The sequence below is a fragment of the Mycobacterium sp. HM-7 genome (assembly GCF_053852335.1).
Genome location: NZ_CM132657.1, coordinates 2705210 through 2723507, shown reverse-complemented (window position 1 = coordinate 2723507; position 18298 = coordinate 2705210). Strand labels below are relative to the sequence as shown.

Here is an 18298-nt window from a genome sequence, read left to right as displayed (position 1 = left end):
GTAGAATTATTGTCAACCTTTGTTTCCTAGGAGGAAATCGTGGGCGGTTCGCCGGCAACGCAACTATCGATCGCCGCTCGTTTGAAGGCCGCCCGCAGCGCCAAGCGCATGACCCTCGACGAACTCGCCGCGGCCAGCGGCGTCACCAAGGGCTACCTGTCGAAGGTCGAACGCGGCCAGTCGAACGCGTCCGTGGCCGCACTCATCCGCATCTGCGAAGCGCTGGAACTCCAGGTCGGATCCCTGTTCGACGAGACGCCCGTCGGCGAGGTGGTCCGCGCCGGCGAGTACCCGCGCATCGAGTTCGGCGGCACCCGGATGACGGAGTTTCAGCTGACGCCGACGGGCGAGCGACGCTTCCAGGTCCTGATGAGCGACATCGCGCCGGGCGGCGGCAGCGGGACCGACACCTACTCCCTGCCGGCCGAGGTCGAGTTCGCCATGGTCATCGAGGGCCGGCTCCACATCGATTTCGTCGAGGGCAACGGCAGCCGCATCACCCTGGACCAGGGCGACGCGCTGACCTTCGAGGCGGACCGTCCGCATGCCTTTCACGCCGACGCACAGTCCGGCGCGAAGGTGTTGTGGGTGCTGACCCCGGCCCTGGCCCACCGGCGCCTGGCCGAGGCCGCCGAGTAGCTAAGCGGCGCTCAGCTCGTCGCGGCTGCGCTCGGCGGCGGCGTGCTCGGGTGCCAAGTCGACACCGCGGGTCAGGACGTAGTACGCGAGACCGGACACCGCGAGGCCGACGATGAACGAAATATCCACTCCCCCAAGCATCTTGGCGATGGGCCCCTCGTAGAAATGCAACGAGATGAACGGCACCATCGACACCATGCCGACGATGTACGCCGCCAGTCCGCGCCACGACCAGCGTCCGTAGATCCCGTCCGGCCGAAAGATGTCGACGATCGAATAGTGGCCGCGCCGAACGAAGTAGAAGTCCACGAGATTGACCGCGGTCCACGGGATCAGGAAGTACAACATCAGCAGTACGAACGTGTTGAACGATTCGAGGTAGCCCTCGGGCAGCGACAGCGCGACGACGAACGCGATGAACGACGTGAGCGCGATGCCGATCACCCGCAACCGCACCGTCGGAGTGATCGGCCGGAACGCGTCGAGCGCACTCATGCTCGTCAGGCTCGCGCCGTAGGCGTTGACCGACATGATGGTCACCAGGGCGATCGACGCGATCACGACCGTGAAAGTGCCGAAGCCGGGCAGCAATTGGTTACCGACGGCGCGGATCGACGCGATCGCGTCGGGCGTCGGCAACGCCGATGCGAGCACCGCGCCGAGCGACATCAGCCACACCGACGACCCGGCGGCTCCGAGATAGGTCCACCAGATGACGTGCTTGGCCGAGGTGTTCTCCGGCAGGTACCGCGAATAGTCGGACACGTACACCGCGTACGAGATCTGATAGCCGGCCGCCGCGGCGAACTGCATCAGGAACACCGTCAGCGAGAATTTGCCGCCGTCGGGAACCGCGGCGTTCAGCTGCAATGTCGACAGCGCGTAGACGGTGAGGACACCGAACACGACGATCAGCACGTACGTGAGCCACCGCTGCACGACCATCATCAGGTCGAAACCGACGACGGCGATGACGATGGCGGCCACCATCAGCCCCAGGTACCAGAGCCAGTTCGGTCCGGCGAACACCGTCTTGAAACCGGAGGTGGCGAGGATGGTGTTGAAGACGTTGAAGCCGATGTAGACGAAGATGACGGCCACGAACGGGACGAGCGCGCCGCGCGAGCCGAACTGGGCGCGCGACTGGATCATCTGCGGCAGCCCCATCGTCGGGCCCTGGTTGGCGTGGAAACACATGAACAGCGTCCCGAAGCAGGCGCCCGCAACGGCGGCCAGCACCGACCACCCGGCGGACAGGCCGTTGGCGGGCCCGAGGAAGCCCGTCACCATCGTGGTCAGCACGAAGTTCCCGGTGAACCAGAACGGCGCCTGGTGGTGCACCTTGCCCTTGCGTTCCCGGGTCGGGATCCAGTCGATGGACCGCGTCTCGATTGCACCTGCCATGCCATCCCCTTTGATGTGGCTCAGATCACCGAGCCTCAGGGTAGGCACCGGCGCCGATAAAGGCAACAATTGTTTCCTAGCTCACTCCACATGTTGACAGATGGGAGTGACGTACCGCACTCTGTTACCCGAGTCACAAATCTCGTGGCGCGCCCTCCTCTCCACGGAGCTCCCCTTGGCCATCACTACGGCCCCACGGCCGGGCATTCTGCGCGCCATGAGCGCACAAAAGTCGGTGGACGACATCGTCGCCGCCAACGAAACCGCGGACGGCCCCCACCTCAAGCGGTCGATGGGCTTCGTCCATCTCACCGCCCTGTCCATCGGCGCGACGCTCGGCACCGGAATCTTCGTCATCCTCGGCGCCGCCGTGCCCAAAGCCGGTCCCGCAGTCCTGCTCTCGTTCATCCTGGCCGCCGTCACCGCACTCTTCTCGGCGCTGTCCTACGCCGAGCTCGCAGGCACCATCCCCGTCTCCGGCAGCTCCTACTCCTACGCCTATGCCACCCTGGGCGAATTCTGGGCCTGGGTGTGCGGCTGGTGCCTGATGCTCGAGTACGGAGTCTCGGTCGCCGCCGTCGCGGTCGGCTGGGGCGGCTACATCAACACGCTCCTCCAGCAGTTGTTCGGCATCGAGCTGCCCGCCGCGATCACCGGTGCGCCCGGCGAAGGCGGCGTCATCAACCTCCCGGCCATCGCGATCGTGGTCCTCGCCTCGATCCTGCTGCTCAGGGGCGCCTCGGAATCGGCCGTCGTCAACACCGCGATGGTGGTCCTCAAGTGCGTCGTCCTGGTGTTCTTCTGCGCGGTCGCGTTCACCGCGTTCAAGGCCGGCAATCTCACCCCGTTCATGCCGCTCGGTTTCCTCGGCGTCTCGGCCGCGGCATCCCAGGTCTTCTTCTCCTACATCGGCTTCGACGCGGCATCCACGGCAGGCAACGAGGCCAAGGACCCGAAACGGGACCTGCCGCGCGCGATCATGGCCTCGCTGCTGATCGTGACGGTGCTGTACCTCGCGGTCGCGCTGGCCGCGCTCGGCGCCATGAGCTGGACCAAGTTCAGCGCCGACGAAGGAGCCACCCTGGCCGTCGCGCTCAGCGGCATCACCAGCAGCAACGTGCCGGCCATCATCCTGTCGATCGGCGCCGTCATCGCCATCGCGAGCGTCGTCCTCGCCGTCCAGTACGGACAGACCCGCATCCTGTACACGATGGCCGTCGACGGCCTGGTGCCCGCGCTGTTCGCCAAGATCAACCCGCGGACCTTCGTGCCGACCTGGAACATCGTCATCTGCGGCGTCGTCGTGTCCCTGCTGGCCGGCTTCATCTCACTGGGTGAACTCGCCAACGCCACCTCGATCGGCTGCCTCTTCGCCTTCGCACTGGTCAACATCGCCGTCATCATCCTGCGGCGCACGCGCCCGGACCTACATCGCACATTCCGGCTGCGGCTGTTCCCCGTCGCACCGGTACTGGGCTTCCTCTTCTGCTGTTACCTGATGTGGGCACTGCCCATCGCGACGTGGATCGCGTTCGGCATCTGGGGTGCCCTCGGTCTGGTGGTCTACTTCGGCTACAGCATCAGGAAGTCCAAGCTGCGAGTGCAGGCTGGATAGATGATCACCGTCGGCATGTTCCAAGGCCCGCAGCAATCCGGGACCGTCGCCGAGAACCTCAGCGCCATCGGGTCGGCGGCGCGGCGGGCCGCCGACGCCGGCTGCCAGATCGTCATCACACCGGAGATGTCGGCCACCGGCTACAACATCGGCACCGAGATCGCCGAACGTGCCGAACCTTCCGACGGCCCGATCTTCCAGGCCGTCCGGAAGATCGCGCGCGACAACGGAATCGCCGTCGTCTACGGATATCCCGAAGCGGGACCGGGTAAGCCGTACAACAGCGTCCAGGTCGTCGACCGCGACGGCGAATCACTGGCCAACTACCGCAAGACCCACCTCTACGGCTTCGACCGGGACTACTTCACCCCGGGACCCCAGTGGGTCGCGCAGTTCGAGCTCGACGGCGTCACCTGCGGGCTGCTGATCTGCTACGACATCGAATTCCCCGAGAACGCCCGCGCGCACGCCGACGCCGGAACCCAGTGGCTCGTCGTGCCGACCGGACTCATGGAGCCGTGGAGTTTCGTTGCGACACACCTCGTTCCGGCCCGCGCCTACGAGAGCCAGCTGTTCCTGTCATACGTCAACCGCACGGGGTTCGAGAACGGCCTCGAGTACTGCGGACTGAGCTGCACCATCGCGCCCGACACGACCGAACTGAGTCGCGGTGGTCGAACCGAGGAACTGCTCCTCGCGCACATCGATCCCACCGCGGTAGCCGTGTCCCGCGCAGTCAACACACATCTCAGCGATCGTCGCCGAGATCTCTACCAGGAGAATCAGACCCGATGACTGTCCCCCAGCCCATCGAAGAAACGCAGCTGTCCGACGAGCGGGCAGCCAAGCCCATCACGATGTTCGGACCGGACTTCCCCTTCGCCTACGACGACTACGTGTCCTCGGCGGACGGCCTCGGCTCGATCCCGGCCGAGCGCCACGGCACCGAGGTCGCCATCGTCGGGGCCGGTTGCGCCGGCATCACCGCCGCCTACGAACTCATGAAGATGGGCCTGAAACCCGTTGTCTACGAAGCCGATCAGATCGGCGGACGGATGCGGTCCATCCCGTTCGAGCACGCGCCGGACGCGATGGCCGAAATGGGTTCGATGCGCTTCCCGCCGACGTCCACGACGCTCTATCAGTACTTCGACAAGGTCGGCATCGAGACCTTCGAATTCCCGAACCCGCTCTCGGTCGCGGCGCCCAGCACCGTCGTCGACCTCAAGGGCCGGACGTACTACGCCGAGAAGCTCGCCGATCTGCCGCAGGCCTTCACCGACGTCGCCGACGCGTGGCGCCAGACGCTCGAGGACGGCGCCGACCTGCACGCGATCCAGAACGCCATCCGCGAGCGTGACACCCAGACGCTGAAATCGGCGTGGGGCAAGCTCGTTCGCGAACTCGATGACGAGACGTTCTGGGGCTTCCTGACCAAGTCGCACCACTTCAAGTCGTTCGAACTGCGCGAGATATTCGGCAAGGTCGGCTTCGGCACCGGCGGCTGGGACACCGACTACCCGAGCTCGATGCTCGAAATCCTGCGCGTCGTCCTCACCGAGGCCGACGACAACCATCGCGGTGTGGTGGGCGGTTCCCAGCAGCTCCCGCTGCGGCTGTGGAAGCGCTCGCCGCAGCGCCTCGCCCACTGGCCCGCCGGCACGTCGCTCGAATCGCTGCACGGCGGACGGACCCGCGGCGCGGTCACCGACATCCGGCGCACCCATCCGAATCGCTACACGATCACCGACGCCGCCGGGGAGACCCGCACGTACGACGCCGTCATCGTCACCGCCCAATCCTGGATGCTGCTCAACAACATTCGCTGCGATGACGACCTGTTCCCACCGAATGTGTGGTCGGCGATCGAACAGACGCACTACATGGGTTCGTCGAAGGTTTTCGTGTTGGTGGACCGCCCGTTCTGGAAGGACAAGGACGCCCGGGGCCGCGACGTCATGTCGATGACGCTGACCGACCGGATGAGCCGCGGCACCTACCTGCTCGACCAGGGACTCGACGCCGACGGCAACGAGAAGCCCGGCGTCATCTGCCTGTCGTACACATGGGAGGACGACTCGCGGAAGATCGTGCCGCTCAGCGCAACCGAGCGCATGGACCTGATGCTCAAGTCCCTGCAGGCGATCTACCCGAGCGTCGACATCCGCAGCCACATCATCGAGACCCCGAAGACGGTGTCGTGGGAGACCGAGCGCAACTTCATGGGTGCGTTCAAGGCGAACCTACCGGGCCACTACCGCTACCAGGAGACGCTGTACACGCACTTCATGCAGCGGGAGCTGGACCCGCGCCATCGCGGCATCTACCTGGCAGGTGACGACATCTCGTGGACGGCGGGCTGGGCGGAGGGCGCGATCACCACGGCGCTCAACGCGGTGTGGGCCGTGATGGATCAGTTCGGCGGGTCGACGGCTGCGACGAACCGCGGCCCGGGCGATGTCTTCGACATGATCGCCCCGGTCCGGTTGACGGACGAAATCTAGGCTGCGCTAACGGGTTACACGCGCAAGACGGTTCCGCGAATGTCCATTCGCGTCGAAAGTGGCTGGGCCGCAGATGCGTTCAGGCGATCTTGCGGCTGCGGTGATTCGGGCCGCCCCGGCTGCGCATGACCGCGCCCGATTGCACCAGCATGCTGTGCACCGACCCATAGGATTTGCCGGACGTGGCCACCAACGACCTGATACTGGCGCCGCGCTCGTAGGCGTTACGCAGCTGGGTCATCAGCTGGTCGCGAGATGCCTTGGATTGCCTCATCGCCGGTCCCCTGACTCTCCCCCGGCGGTATACCGGGCTGACGAGAATCAGCGTAAGAAACAGCGGTCCCTCGGCGCGGGCGATTCGGTGAATAAGGTCAGGCCAATTCGATGAGATCGCGGTAGGTATCCGACCAGAAGTCCTCGGTGGCGTCCGGCAGCAGCAGCACGCGCTGCGGATTAAGCGCCTCGGCCGCGCCCGGATCGTGCGTCACCAGCACCACCGAACCGGCATAACTGCGCAGCGCGTCGAGCACCTGCTCACGCGACGCCGGGTCCAGGTTGTTGGTCGGCTCGTCGAGCAGCAGCACGTTGGCGGTCGAGGCGACCAGGCCGGCCAACGCCAGACGGGTCTTCTCACCACCGGACAGGGTGCCGGCCGGCTGGTCCAGCTGCGGGCCCGTGAACATGAAGGCGCCCAACAGGCCACGCAGATCCTGCTCCCCGGTGTCCGGAGCGGCGTGCCGGATGTTCTCCCACACCGTCGCCGCGTTGTCGAGGGTGTCGTGTTCCTGCGCGAAGTAACCGATCTTGAGGCCGTAGCCCGGTTCGATACCGCCGGCGTCGGCGGTCTCCACGCCGGCCAGCAGCCGCAACAGTGTCGTCTTGCCGGCACCGTTGAGGCCGAGCACGACGACGCGCGAACCCCGGTCGATCGCGAGGTCCACGCCGGTGAAAATCTCCAGCGAGCCGTAGGTCTTGGTCAGTCCCTTGACGATCAGCGGCGTCTTGCCGCACGGCGCCGGCGTCGGGAACTTGATCTTGGCGACCTTGTCGGCCACCCGTTCGGCGTCGAGTTCGGCGATCATCCGCTCGGCGCGGCGCAACATGTTCTGTGCGGCAACGGCTTTGGTGGCCTTGGCACCCATCTTGGCGGCCTGCGTCCGCAGCGCGCTGGCCTTCTTCTCGGCGTTCGCCCGCTCGCGACGGCGACGCTGCTCATCGGTGGCCCGAGCGTCCAGGTACTTCTGCCAGCCCATGTTGTAGACATCGGCCTCGCCGCGCACCGCGTCCAGGAACCACACGCGGTTCACCACGTCAGCGAGCAGCTCGACGTCGTGGCTGATCACCACGAGCCCTCCGGTGTGGCTCTGCAGGAACGTGCGCAACCAGCCGATGGAGTCGGCATCGAGGTGGTTGGTGGGCTCGTCGAGCAGCAGCGTGGTGTTGGACCCGGAGCCCTCGGATGCGGCGAACAGGATGCGCGCCAGTTCGATACGCCGACGCTGACCACCGGACAGGGTCCGCAGAGGCTGGGTCAGCACGCGATCCGGCAGGCCCAGGCTGGCGCAGATCCGGCCGGCGTCACTCTCGGCGGCATAACCGCCCAGGGCCGAAAACCGTTCCTCCAGAACGCCGTACCGGCGCACTGCCTTGTCGCGCTCGGCATCGTCGACGACCTCGGCCATGATGGCCTGCTGCTTCTCCAGGTCCTTGAGCAAGGCGTCCAGGCCGCGGGCCGAGAGCACCCGGTCACGGGCCAGGACGTCCAGGTCGCCTTCCTTCGGATCCTGGGGCAGATAACCGACTTCACCGATCCGCTCGACCGAACCCGCGTAGGGCTGGCCTTCCCCGGCCAGGATGCGCAGCGTGGTGGTCTTCCCGGCGCCGTTGCGGCCGACCAGACCGATCCGGTCCCCCGGTTGGATGCGCAGCGCAGAACCCTCGAAGGCCAGCAGCGTGCGCGCTCCGGCGCGGACCTCCAGGTCCGTTGCGGTAATCACGCAGCTGCCTCCTTAGCTCATTTGTCGTCAGTGAAGACCGCGGGTCGCTTCTCGGCGCGCGCGGCAACCGCCTCTTCGAAGTTGGCGGTGAGCAGTCGGATGAAGAGCTGACCCAGGCCTTCGGCCTGCATGTGGCTCTCCAGACTACCGGCGTCCAGTCCACTCCAGAGAGTCCGCTTGGTCAATTCGATTCCCGGGCGGGAGAACGAGCCGATGCGCTCGGCCATGTCGAAGCACGTTTGCAGAAGCTCATCATCAGGGACACTGCGCGACACCAGCCCGATGCGCTCGGCCTCCTGGGAGTCGATGTCGCGGCCGGTGAGCATCGCCTCGAACGCGCGCGAGGTACCGATGGCCCGCGGCAGCAGATAGGACAGGCCCAACTCGCTGGCCGTGAGGCCGTTGTTGATGCCCGCGGCCCGGAAGTAGGCACCCGTCGCGGCGACCCGGATGTCGCACGCCAGCGCCAGGCAGAGGCCCCCGCCGATGGCTGCGCCGTTCACAGCGGCGATAACTGGCTGGTGGAGCTTGCGCAGAGCCAGGATGACGTCGTCGAGCACCTCCATGGAGCGCAGCGCGAACGTCGGACGCGTCAGCCCGGCCACGTGGGGCACCGAGCCGGCCGACTTGTGGTCGGCACCCGAGGAGAACCCACGTCCGGCGCCCGTGAGGACGACCGCGCGGACGTCGTTGTCGTTGGTGATCTCGTCGAGCGCCGCCTTGAGCGGGACCATGACGTCGAAGGCCATGGAGTTCATCCGCTCGGGGCGGTTCAGGGTGACCAGTGCCACGCCCGGACGCGGATGGTCGACGAGTACCAGTGGGGTCTGTTCGCTCACGCCCTGCACGCTAGCGGGTGCGGAATATCACACCTGCCCGCAGTGCGGATTGCTCAGATGTCGGTGGTCGCGCTGTCGTCGGCCATCGCGGCGTCGATGTCGAATTCCTTGATCTGGCTGATGACCTCGTCGAGCTGGTTCGCCGCAAGCATGCCCGAGTGCCGGAAGACCAGCTGCCCCTTCTTGAAAGCCATGAGGGTCGGGATGGCCTGGATCTCTGCCGCGGAGGCCAGACCCTGCTCGGCCTCGGTGTCGACCTTGGCGTGGAAGACGTCGGGGTGCTTCTCGGACGATGCGGTGAAGGTCGGCGCGAACGCCCGGCACGGCCCGCACCATGACGCCCAGAAATCCACCAGCACGATGTCGTTGTCGCTGATGATGCCGTTGAACTCGGCGGCGGTGATGTCCTTGGTGCTCACGCTTCTCCCAACGTTGCGATATACCTGCTTGTTCCCGGTATCTGGTCAGCTCAACCGCGCCAGCGCACTGGCCGCGTCGTAGCCATTGAACCCGTCCAGCGTGCCGCTGCGCAGTCGGTTCACCCAACCGGGGTCGGCGAGCAGGGCCCGGCCGATCGCAACCATGTCGAACTCACCGGCGTCGAACTGATCCACCAGCTGGTCCACCGGCCCCGGCTCGATGACCTGGCCGGGCTTCTCGGACCGGAACGCGGTCTGTAGGCCCACCGAGCCGACCGCGATCACGGGTGTTCCGGTGACCTTCTTGGTCCAGCCGGCCAGCGTGAGGGCCGGGTCGGCGTCGGGGAAGGCCGGCACATAGTGGCGACGGGTCGAGGGATGCAGCGCATCGACACCGGCGTCGACCAGCGGCGCCAGCAGTTCCTGCAGCTGCATCGGATCGTCGACCAGCGTCGCGTTGTAGTCGGTGCCCTTCCACTGCGAGAAGCGGTAGATGATCGGGTAGTCCGGACCGACCGCGGCCCGCACGGCGGTGACCACCTCGGCCGGGAAGCGGGTGCGGTTCTCGACCGAGCCACCGTATTCGTCGGTGCGCAGATTCGTTCTGGCCCAAAGGAATTGGTCGAGCAGGTAGCCGTGGGCCCCGTGCAGTTCGACAGCGTCGAAGCCGACTTCCCTGGCGTTGCGCGCCGCCGCGGCGTACCTCTGCGCGACGGCCGGCAGTTCGTCGGCAGCCAGCGCGCGGCCGATCTGTTCGCCGTGGCCGTTGACGCCCGACGGGCTGACCGGGGCGACCCCGTCGCGGTCGCCCCGCTCAGCGCCCTGGTGCCACAGCTGGGCGGCGATGGTCGCGCCGTGGCGATGCACCGCGCTGGTGACGTTGCGCCACCCGTCGAGTGCCTCGGCGCCCACGAGCGTCGGGATGTCCGGCGAGCCGGCGGCCGAAGGATCGCCCACCCGCACGCCCTCGGTGATGATCAGGCCGACACCGCCGGCGGCCCGACGGGCGTAGTACTCCGCCACGTCGGTCCCCGGGACGCCTCCAGGTGACGCCTGCCTGGTCATGGGTGCCATCGCGAACCGGTTGGGCACGGTCAGGTTCCGCAGGGCCAGTGGGGCGAAGAGTCCAGATGCATCGACGGTCATGAGCCTATGCAACACCGTGATGGCGGATCGGATTCCGCGGGCACCCACCGACCGGCCACCGCGGCGGTCACGCAGTCGACGGCAACTGCCCCGGACGGCGTGACTCGAACCGCCAGATCGCCTGGCTCAGCGCCGCCACGTCCCAGCCGGCCGCTCCCGCGACGGCACCGACCAACGCCGCCGCCTCGGCCGGCCCGCAGTCACCGATCTCGCGCGCGACATACGCCGCGACCGTCCGATCCGTGCCGGGCACCTGCGCCAGCATCAACAGGAAGCGCCACGTGAAGCCCGACCGCTGTCCGGGCACCGCGCACCATACGCGCCTGGCCTGCGACGCCAGCTCGGGATCCGCGGAGATCACGCGCAGGTCCTCGGTGGTGCGAATCCCCAGTGCGACAAGGGATTGCGCCACCTCTGTCAGTGCCAGCGATCGCAGCGGCGCATCCTTCGCAGTCGACGTCGGCCGGCGATTGCCGATCTGAGCGGCCCACTGCTGCGGCCCGCCGAGCGCCTCGACGTTGGCGAGCAATTCCGGAGCGCCGTCGGTGTCGGCGTCACCACCTTGCCCTGCCCGATAGCTGCGGTACCGCTCGATGATCTTGTCGACGGTGAGATGCCGGGCGCCGGGGGCGTAGATCGCGTCAATGATGCAGAGTGCCAGGGAATCCGGATAGCCGACGGGCGCCGGCCAGTCGACGGGGTCGCCGAGATCGCGTTCGCACGCGGCCCGCAGTTGTTCGATGTCAGCGTTCATGGTGTTTGCCTCCTGTCGTATCGGACCTGTGTGGTCCTGTTGCGCTGGAAGCTAGAGAACGCCACCGACAAGAACACCCGGGCGCGGAGCCGAAACACCGAGTTGTCCACAGCCTCTGAGTTACGAAATGTAGGGAATCCCCTTATATGCCCGGCGGTCTCGCGACCCTAGCGTCGATTTCATCAGCCGACAGAGAGGGACCGAGATGTTCGTATCCACCCGGCGCTTCGGCAGCGTGGCAATGGCGTTGATGGGCTGTGTCGGTGCCGGGGGTGTCGCTGTGGCACCACCTGCGGTCGCCGACCAGGTCGGGGAATACGTCAGGGGATATTGTTCCCCGCCCAACGGCCAGGATTGCAATGCCAGACCGTCGATCCATTTCGACGCCCACATCGCCGAGAAGGTGCTGGCGTCGTTCAACAACGACGCCAACGGCTGTTCGGACATCGTGGTGCGTTTCTACCTGGATGGCCGCCAGATCAGTGCGCCCGCGATCGCGCGGCCCGGCAGCACCGTTACGGCGCCGGTCGCCTACACCAAAACTGCCGGCGGCCATGAGTTGAGCGTCGGTGCCACCGGCGTCAAGGGCGGCTGCAACACCGGCACGCTGGAGGCATTCGGCGGGACGTTGTCTGCCGATGTCATCGAACTGCGGCAGTGATCGACGCGCGTTCTACGGCGCAGAACCAGCTAGACGGTGAAGCCCAGCGCCCGCAGCTGCTCGCGGCCGTCGTCGGTGATCTTGTCCGGGCCCCACGGCGGGTTCCACACCCAGTTCAGTTTGAGGTCGGTCACCAGGCCCGCGCCCACCAGAGCGGTCCGCGACTGATCCTCGATCACGTCGGTCAGCGGACAGGCCGCGGACGTCAGCGTCATGTCCAGCTTCGCGACAGTGCCCTCGTCACCCTCCTCGAGGGCCAGGCCGTAGACCAGCCCGAGGTCGACGACGTTGATGCCGAGTTCCGGGTCGACGACGTCGCGCATGGCCTCCTCGACGGCGTCGAGCAGTTCGGGGTCGTCTACCGCGTTGGCCGCACTGGTGGCGGCTTCAGTGGTGGCTTCGGGTGTGCCTTCAGTCATCGCTTGTCCTCCGCATTGGTGCCGACAGCTGCCAGCACGGTGTCTTTGGCGCTCGCCTCGGCGAGCGCGGCTTTGAACGCAGTCCAGCCCAGCAGCGCGCATTTCACCCGTGCCGGGTATTTGGCGACACCGGCGAACGCGATGCCGTCACCCAACACATCTTCGTCTCCCTCGACGTTGCCGCGGGAGGAAATCATCTCGGTGAATGCGCCGACGGTCTTGAGTGCCTCGTCGACACTCTGGCCGATCACCTGATCGGTGAGCACCGACGTCGATGCCTGGCTGATCGAGCAGCCCTGACCGTCGTACGAGATGTCGGCGATGGTCTCGCCGTCGTCGGAGAGCGTCACCCGCAGCGTCACTTCGTCACCACACGTGGGGTTGACGTGATGCACCTGCGCGCCGAACGGCTCGCGCAAGCCGCGGTGGTGCGGGTGCTTGTAGTGGTCCAGGATCACTTCCTGGTACATCTGTTCCATTCTCACGCGAAAAACTCCACAGCTCGCTTGACCCCCGCGACCAGCCGGTCCACCTCGTCGAGGGTGTTGTACACCGCGAACGACGCGCGCGCCGTCGCGGCAATACCGAACCGCCGGTGCAACGGCGCCGCGCAGTGATGCCCGACCCGGACGGCGATGCCTTCATCGTCGAGAATCTGGCCGACATCGTGCGCGTGCACACCGTCCAGCACGAAACTGACCGGCGAACCGCGGTGCTCGGTGGTGGTCGGCCCGATGATCCGCACCTGCGGAATCTGAGTCAGCCCATCGAGCGTGGCGGCCACCAACTCGGTCTCGTGCGCCTCCACGGCAGCCATCCCGATCGCATCGAGATACCGTGCGGCAGCGGCCAATCCGACCACTTGCGAGGTCATCGGGGTGCCGGCCTCGAACCGCTGCGGCGCGGCCGCGTAGGTCGCCGACTCCATGGTGACGGTCTCGATCATGGACCCGCCGGTGAGAAAAGGAGGCAACGCGTTCAACAGTTCACGACGTCCGTACAGCACGCCGATCCCGGTGGGACCCAACATCTTGTGCCCGGAGAACGCCGCGAAGTCGACGTCCAGGGCATGGAAGTCGATGGGCTGGTGTGGCACCGACTGGCAGGCGTCCAGGACGGTCAGCGCGCCGACTGCCTTGGCGCGCGACACCAGTTCGGCGACGGGCGCGATGGCACCCGTGACGTTCGAATGATGGGTGAAGGCAACCACTTTCACCCGCTCATCGAGCTGCAGCGAGTCCAGGTCGATGCGGCCGTCGTCGGTGACCGAATACCAGCGCAACTCGGCGCCGGTGCGACGAGCCAGCTCCTGCCACGGGATCAGGTTGGCGTGATGCTCGAGTTCGGTGGTGACAATCACGTCACGGCCGTCGCCACTCACCGCCCGGTCGAACCGGTTGTCCCCCACCGCATACGACACCAGGTTCAGCGCCTCGGTGGCGTTCTTCGTGAAGACGAGCTCGTCGTCGTCGGCACCGACGAACGCCGCAATGTCGGCGCGGCCCTGTTCGTAGGCGTCGGTCGACTCCTCCATCAGCTGGTGCGCACCGCGATGCACCGCGCCGTTGGACGTGGTCAGGAACTCGCGCTCGGCATCGAGAACCTGCAGCGGCTTCTGCGAGGTGGCCCCGGAATCCAGGTACGCCAACTGATTCCCGCCGCGCATGACGCGGCTGAGAATCGGGAAGTCCGCCCTGATTCGCGTCAGGTCGAGATCAACTGACGCGGTCACATCAAGCCTCGGCAGCGGCAGTCGTGTAGCGCTCGTAGCCGTTCTCTTCGAGCTCGTCGGCCAGCTCCGGTCCACCGGAGGTGATGATGCGGCCGTCGAAGAAGACGTGCACGAACTGCGGACGGATGTACCGCAGGATGCGGGTGTAGTGCGTGATCAGCAGGACGCCGCCGTGCTCGGCCTCGGCGTACCGGTTGACGCCCTCGGACACCACGCGCAGCGCGTCGACGTCGAGGCCCGAGTCGGTCTCGTCGAGGATGGCGATCTTCGGCTTCAGCAGGCCCAGCTGGAGAATCTCGTGGCGCTTCTTCTCGCCACCGGAGAAACCTTCGTTGACGCTGCGCTCACCGAACGCGGGGTCGATGTCCAGGTCTGTCATGGCTGCCTTGACCTCTTTGACCCAGTGGCGCAGCTTGGGGGCCTCGCCACGGACCGCGGTCGCCGCGGTGCGCAGGAAGTTCGACATCGAGACGCCGGGCACCTCGACGGGGTACTGCATCGCCAGGAACAGGCCCGCGCGCGCACGCTCGTCGACGCTCATCTCCAGCACGTCCGCGCCGTCCAGGGTGATGGACCCGGACGTGACTGTGTACTTGGGGTGACCCGCGATGGCGTACGACAGCGTGGACTTGCCAGAACCGTTGGGGCCCATGACCGCATGGGTCTCGCCCGACTTCACCGTCAGGTTGACGCCCTTGAGGATCGGCACATCGGCGCCGTCCGGTGCGGTGACCGAGACGTGCAGGTCCTTGATTTCCAGTGTGGTCATGAGTTGTTGCGTCCTTCAGTCAGTTCAAGTTCGTGTTCGATGGCGGCGGTCAGGCGGTCGCGGACTTCCGGCACGGCGATCTTCTGGATGATCTCGCCGAAGAAGCCCCGGACCACCAGGCGGCGGGCCTGATCCTCGGGGATACCGCGGGCCTGCAGGTAGAACAGCTGCTCGTCGTCGAAACGTCCGGTGGCACTGGCGTGTCCGGCGCCGACGATCTCGCCGGTCTCGATCTCCAGGTTGGGCACCGAGTCGGCGCGGGCGCCGTCGGTGAGCACCAGGTTGCGGTTGACCTCGAAGGTGTCGGTGCCGGTGGCGGCGGCCCGGATGAGCACGTCGCCGATCCACACGGTGTGGGCGTCGGGCTTGCGCGACTCCGGATCCCCTTGCAGCGCGCCCTTGTACAGCACGTTGGAGCGGCAGTTCGGCTGCGCGTGGTCGACGAGGAGACGCGACTCGAAGTGCTGGCCGTCGTCGGCGAAGTACATGCCCAGCATCTCGGCGTCGCCGCCGGGGGCCAGGTAGCGAGTGCGCGAGGTCAGCCGGACCACGTCGCCGCCGAGGGTGACGGCGACGTGCCGCAACACGGAGTCCTTGCCCAGGGTCGCGTGGTGGGTGCTGATGTTCACCGCATCGTCGGCCCAGTCGGCGATCGACACGACGGTCAGCCGCGCCGCGTCACCGACGACGAATTCGATGTTGTCGGCGTAGGTTCCGCTGCCGCTCTGGTCGATCACCACGACGGCTTCGCCCAGTTCGGCGACCCGCAACTGCAGGTGGCCGTACGCGATCTTGCCTTCACCGGGTCCGGCGATGACGATCTCGATGGGCTCGGCGACCTGAACGTCCCGGCCGACCGACACCACGGTCGCCTCGGCGAACGATGAATAGGCCTGCGCGGCAACGCGGTCCGCGGGCACGCCGCCCTGGCCCAGCCGCTCGTCGTCGCGGCCGACGGTCTCGACGGTGACGCCGTCGCGCTCCGAAACCTCGACCCGCGCAGTGCCGGTGGCAGCGGCGGATCCGTCGTGCAGACCGTGCAGGCGCTTCAGCGGCGTGAACCGCCAGAGCTCGTCACGGCCGCCCGGCACCTCGAAAGCGTTGACGTCAAAGGACGTAAACAGCTCTCCCTTATTGGCGACGATTCCTTCCGTCGCCTCGGTCAAGTTGGTCACTCGTTACTTCCCGTCGCTTCGCTCGCCCACATCAGCCGACAGCACCTTCCATTTGCAGCTCGATCAGCCGGTTCAACTCGAGCGCGTATTCCATTGGCAGTTCCTTGGCGATGGGCTCGACGAAGCCGCGCACCACCATCGCCATGGCCTCGTCCTCGGTCAGGCCGCGGCTCATCAGATAGAACATCTGATCCTCGCTGACCTTCGAGACCGTGGCCTCGTGACCCATCGTGACGTCGTCCTCACGGATGTCGACATACGGGTAGGTGTCCGAGCGGCTGATGTTGTCTACCAGCAGCGCATCGCATTTCACGCTCGACTTGGATCCGTGCGCGCCCTTGTTGACCTGGATCAGGCCGCGGTACGACGACCGGCCGCCACCGCGCGCCACCGACTTCGACACGATGTTGCTGCTCGTGTTCGGCGCCAGGTGCACCATCTTGGCACCGGTGTCCTGGTGCTGGCCTTCACCCGCGAACGCCACCGAGAGCACCTCGCCCTTGGCGTGCTCGCCGGTCATCCAGACCGCCGGGTACTTCATGGTGACCTTGGAACCGATGTTTCCGTCGATCCACTCCATGGTCGCGCCGGCCTCGGCGCGGGCCCGCTTGGTGACCAGGTTGTAGACATTGTTCGACCAGTTCTGGATGGTCGTGTAGCGAACGCGCGCACCGGGTTTCACCACGATCTCGACGACGGCCGAGTGCAGCGAGTCCGACTTGTAGATCGGCGCGGTACAACCCTCCACATAGTGGACGTAGGAACCCTCGTCGGCGATGATCAGCGTCCGCTCGAACTGGCCCATGTTCTCCGTATTGATCCGGAAGTAGGCCTGCAGCGGGATGTCGACGTGCACGCCCGGCGGCACGTAGATGAACGAGCCACCCGACCACACGGCCGAGTTCAGCGCGGAGAACTTGTTGTCACCGGACGGGATCACGGTGCCGAAGTACTGCTTGAACAGCTCGGGGTGCTCACGCAGGCCCGAGTCGGTGTCCAGGAAGATCACGCCGAGCGCCTCGAGGTCCTCGCGGATCTGGTGGTACACGACCTCGGACTCGTACTGCGCGGCGACACCGGCGACCAGGCGCTGCTTCTCGGCCTCCGGGATACCCAGGCGGTCGTAGGTGTTCTTGATGTCCTCGGGCAGTTCCTCCCAGGACGTGGCCTGCTTCTCGGTGGACCGCACGAAGTACTTGATGTTGTCGAAGTCGATGCCGTCGAGGTCGCTGCCCCAACGCGGCATGGGCTTCTTGTCGAAGATGCGCAACGCCTTCAGCCGGAAGTCGAGCATCCACTCCGGCTCGCTCTTCTTGCCGGAGATGTCGCGGACGACAGCCTCGTTCAACCCACGGGTCGCGGCGGCTCCTGCGACATCACTGTCAGCCCAGCCGTAGCCGTACGTGCCCAGGGACGCAATGGTCTCCTCCTGGGTCAACTGTTCCGGGGTGGTCGTCATTGCGACACTCCTTCTTCTTGGGTCGCGGGGTGGATGGCTATAGAAGCTGATGAGACTGCGTGTTCCGCTATGACCGGAACATGCGTGGTACACGCACAGTCCCCGTTCACGATGGTGGCCAGGCGCTGCACGTGGGTGCCGAGAACCTCGGCGAACGCTTCGCGCTCGGCGTCGCACAGTTCGGGAAACTCCTCGGCGACGTGCGACACCGGGCAGTGGTGCTGGCAGATCTGCACCCCGCCGATCGGTCCCGTCACCGGGGTCGTGGTGGTGGCGTAGCCGGCCTGGGTCAGCGCCGCGGCCACCTGGTCCGCGGTCTCGGTGATGTCATCGGTTGCGGTGACGCCGGACAGGATCGAGTCGATACGGCGACGCGCGAACGTCCTGATGGCATCGTCACCGCCGATCTCGCGCAGCTGGCGCATGGCGGCCGCGGCGAGGTCGTCGTAGGTGTGGCCGAGCTTGGCGCGCCCGGCGGCGGTCAGCCGGTACCGCTTGGCGGGCCGGCCGCGGCCGTTGTGCTGCCACGCGGCGGCGGCGCTGGATTCCGCGTCGCCGGCGTCGATGAGCGCGTCGAGATGACGCCGCACACCGGCGGCCGAGATGCCGAGCTGATCGCCGATCTGAGTGGCGGTGACGGCGCCTTCCAGCAGCAGTTGCACGATCGCCGAGCGGGTGTGACCGTCGGAAACAGCCGTTGCCGACGCCACCGCGGTCGCGGTGCCGACAGCTTCGGGAGCTCCGGACGGCAATTTCACAACACCAT

General features: G+C 66.5%; 19 protein-coding genes. 5 read left to right on the top strand and 14 right to left on the bottom strand.

Annotated elements, in window-relative coordinates; translation table 11 throughout:
* Nucleotides 1–39: 39 nt before the first annotated feature.
* Nucleotides 40–639: a helix-turn-helix domain-containing protein gene (locus tag ACWW1C_RS13180; RefSeq protein WP_455983834.1), complete on the top strand. Its 600-nt coding sequence runs from the start codon at nt 40–42 to the stop codon at nt 637–639.
* On the opposite strand, the gene ACWW1C_RS13175 is transcribed toward ACWW1C_RS13180, so the two are convergent.
* A complete protein-coding gene (locus ACWW1C_RS13175; protein ID WP_455983833.1) occupies nt 640–2043 on the bottom strand; it encodes a purine-cytosine permease family protein in 1404 nt (467 codons plus the stop codon).
* A gap of 217 nt (nt 2044–2260) precedes the next feature.
* Between ACWW1C_RS13175 and ACWW1C_RS13170 the strand changes: the two genes are divergently transcribed.
* From ACWW1C_RS13170 to ACWW1C_RS13160, 3 genes are read left to right on the top strand one after another with little or no spacing between them, the layout of a single operon-like run.
* A complete protein-coding gene (locus ACWW1C_RS13170) occupies nt 2261–3658 on the top strand; it encodes an amino acid permease (RefSeq protein ID WP_455983832.1) in 1398 nt (465 codons plus the stop codon).
* Complete coding sequence (locus ACWW1C_RS13165) at nt 3659–4453, top strand: carbon-nitrogen hydrolase family protein (protein ID WP_455983831.1); 795 nt, start codon at nt 3659–3661, stop codon at nt 4451–4453.
* A complete protein-coding gene (locus ACWW1C_RS13160) occupies nt 4450–6162 on the top strand; it encodes a flavin monoamine oxidase family protein (protein WP_455983830.1) in 1713 nt (570 codons plus the stop codon). Before ACWW1C_RS13165 ends, ACWW1C_RS13160 begins: the two co-directional genes overlap by 4 nt.
* A 79-nt stretch (nt 6163–6241) precedes the next feature.
* Here ACWW1C_RS13160 and ACWW1C_RS13155 read toward each other — a convergent pair whose 3' ends face one another.
* From ACWW1C_RS13155 to ACWW1C_RS13130, 6 genes are all read right to left on the bottom strand, one after another.
* A complete protein-coding gene (locus ACWW1C_RS13155) occupies nt 6242–6436 on the bottom strand; it encodes a helix-turn-helix domain-containing protein (protein ID WP_455983829.1) in 195 nt (64 codons plus the stop codon).
* A 97-nt stretch (nt 6437–6533) separates the two neighbouring features.
* On the bottom strand, nt 6534–8159 hold the full coding sequence (locus ACWW1C_RS13150) for an ABC-F family ATP-binding cassette domain-containing protein (protein WP_455983828.1): 1626 nt from the start codon (nt 8157–8159) through the stop codon (nt 6534–6536).
* Between the two features lie 17 nt (nt 8160–8176).
* Entirely contained in the window at nt 8177–9007 is an 831-nt protein-coding gene (locus ACWW1C_RS13145) for an enoyl-CoA hydratase (RefSeq protein WP_455983827.1), read from the bottom strand.
* Between the two features lie 44 nt (nt 9008–9051).
* On the bottom strand, nt 9052–9417 hold the full coding sequence (gene trxA, locus ACWW1C_RS13140) for a thioredoxin (RefSeq protein ID WP_043396413.1): 366 nt from the start codon (nt 9415–9417) through the stop codon (nt 9052–9054).
* A 45-nt stretch (nt 9418–9462) separates the two neighbouring features.
* On the bottom strand, nt 9463–10563 hold the full coding sequence (locus ACWW1C_RS13135; protein WP_455983826.1) for an NADH:flavin oxidoreductase: 1101 nt from the start codon (nt 10561–10563) through the stop codon (nt 9463–9465).
* Between the two features lie 67 nt (nt 10564–10630).
* Nucleotides 10631–11317 (bottom strand): heme peroxidase, encoded by a 687-nt coding sequence (locus ACWW1C_RS13130; RefSeq protein ID WP_455983825.1) that lies wholly within the window; start codon nt 11315–11317, stop codon nt 10631–10633.
* Nucleotides 11318–11522: 205 nt separating this feature from the next.
* Between ACWW1C_RS13130 and ACWW1C_RS13125 the strand changes: the two genes are divergently transcribed.
* Nucleotides 11523–11978 carry a hypothetical protein gene (locus tag ACWW1C_RS13125; RefSeq protein ID WP_455983824.1) on the top strand — a complete coding sequence of 152 codons (456 nt, stop codon included), beginning with the start codon at nt 11523–11525 and terminating at the stop codon, nt 11976–11978.
* Nucleotides 11979–12007: 29 nt separating this feature from the next.
* Here ACWW1C_RS13125 and ACWW1C_RS13120 read toward each other — a convergent pair whose 3' ends face one another.
* The 7 genes from ACWW1C_RS13120 to ACWW1C_RS13090 all read right to left on the bottom strand — a co-directional run bounded on the left by ACWW1C_RS13120 (nt 12008) and on the right by ACWW1C_RS13090 (nt 18284).
* Nucleotides 12008–12301: a metal-sulfur cluster assembly factor gene (locus tag ACWW1C_RS13120; RefSeq protein WP_455984266.1), complete on the bottom strand. Its 294-nt coding sequence runs from the start codon at nt 12299–12301 to the stop codon at nt 12008–12010.
* Between the two features lie 92 nt (nt 12302–12393).
* Nucleotides 12394–12876, bottom strand: a complete 483-nt coding sequence (gene sufU / locus ACWW1C_RS13115; RefSeq protein ID WP_455984265.1) for a Fe-S cluster assembly sulfur transfer protein SufU — start codon at nt 12874–12876, stop codon at nt 12394–12396.
* Nucleotides 12877–12878: 2 nt separating this feature from the next.
* Nucleotides 12879–14129 (bottom strand): cysteine desulfurase, encoded by a 1251-nt coding sequence (locus ACWW1C_RS13110; RefSeq protein WP_455983823.1) that lies wholly within the window; start codon nt 14127–14129, stop codon nt 12879–12881.
* Nucleotide 14130: 1 nt separating this feature from the next.
* Nucleotides 14131–14898 carry a Fe-S cluster assembly ATPase SufC gene (sufC, locus tag ACWW1C_RS13105; RefSeq protein WP_455983822.1) on the bottom strand — a complete coding sequence of 256 codons (768 nt, stop codon included), beginning with the start codon at nt 14896–14898 and terminating at the stop codon, nt 14131–14133.
* On the bottom strand, nt 14895–16073 hold the full coding sequence (sufD, locus tag ACWW1C_RS13100) for a Fe-S cluster assembly protein SufD (RefSeq protein WP_455983821.1): 1179 nt from the start codon (nt 16071–16073) through the stop codon (nt 14895–14897). Before sufD ends, sufC begins: the two co-directional genes overlap by 4 nt.
* A 31-nt stretch (nt 16074–16104) precedes the next feature.
* Nucleotides 16105–17532 carry a Fe-S cluster assembly protein SufB gene (gene sufB, locus ACWW1C_RS13095; RefSeq protein ID WP_455983820.1) on the bottom strand — a complete coding sequence of 476 codons (1428 nt, stop codon included), beginning with the start codon at nt 17530–17532 and terminating at the stop codon, nt 16105–16107.
* Nucleotides 17529–18284 (bottom strand): helix-turn-helix transcriptional regulator, encoded by a 756-nt coding sequence (locus tag ACWW1C_RS13090; RefSeq protein WP_455984264.1) that lies wholly within the window; start codon nt 18282–18284, stop codon nt 17529–17531. Before ACWW1C_RS13090 ends, sufB begins: the two co-directional genes overlap by 4 nt.
* Nucleotides 18285–18298 lie beyond the last annotated feature (14 nt).

Coding starts and splice junctions, on each gene's coding strand:
- ACWW1C_RS13175 (WP_455983833.1), bottom strand. CDS start 2,043: ATGGCAGGTGCAATCGAGACGCGGTCCATCGACTGGATCCCGACCCGG.
- ACWW1C_RS13170 (WP_455983832.1), top strand. CDS start 2,261: ATGAGCGCACAAAAGTCGGTGGACGACATCGTCGCCGCCAACGAAACC.
- ACWW1C_RS13165 (WP_455983831.1), top strand. CDS start 3,659: ATGATCACCGTCGGCATGTTCCAAGGCCCGCAGCAATCCGGGACCGTC.
- ACWW1C_RS13160 (WP_455983830.1), top strand. CDS start 4,450: ATGACTGTCCCCCAGCCCATCGAAGAAACGCAGCTGTCCGACGAGCGG.
- ACWW1C_RS13155 (WP_455983829.1), bottom strand. CDS start 6,436: ATGAGGCAATCCAAGGCATCTCGCGACCAGCTGATGACCCAGCTGCGT.
- ACWW1C_RS13135 (WP_455983826.1), bottom strand. CDS start 10,563: ATGACCGTCGATGCATCTGGACTCTTCGCCCCACTGGCCCTGCGGAAC.
- ACWW1C_RS13130 (WP_455983825.1), bottom strand. CDS start 11,317: ATGAACGCTGACATCGAACAACTGCGGGCCGCGTGCGAACGCGATCTC.
- ACWW1C_RS13125 (WP_455983824.1), top strand. CDS start 11,523: ATGTTCGTATCCACCCGGCGCTTCGGCAGCGTGGCAATGGCGTTGATG.
- ACWW1C_RS13120 (WP_455984266.1), bottom strand. CDS start 12,301: ATGCGCGACGTCGTCGACCCGGAACTCGGCATCAACGTCGTCGACCTC.
- sufU (WP_455984265.1), bottom strand. CDS start 12,876: ATGGAACAGATGTACCAGGAAGTGATCCTGGACCACTACAAGCACCCG.
- sufC (WP_455983822.1), bottom strand. CDS start 14,898: ATGACCACACTGGAAATCAAGGACCTGCACGTCTCGGTCACCGCACCG.
- sufB (WP_455983820.1), bottom strand. CDS start 17,532: ATGACGACCACCCCGGAACAGTTGACCCAGGAGGAGACCATTGCGTCC.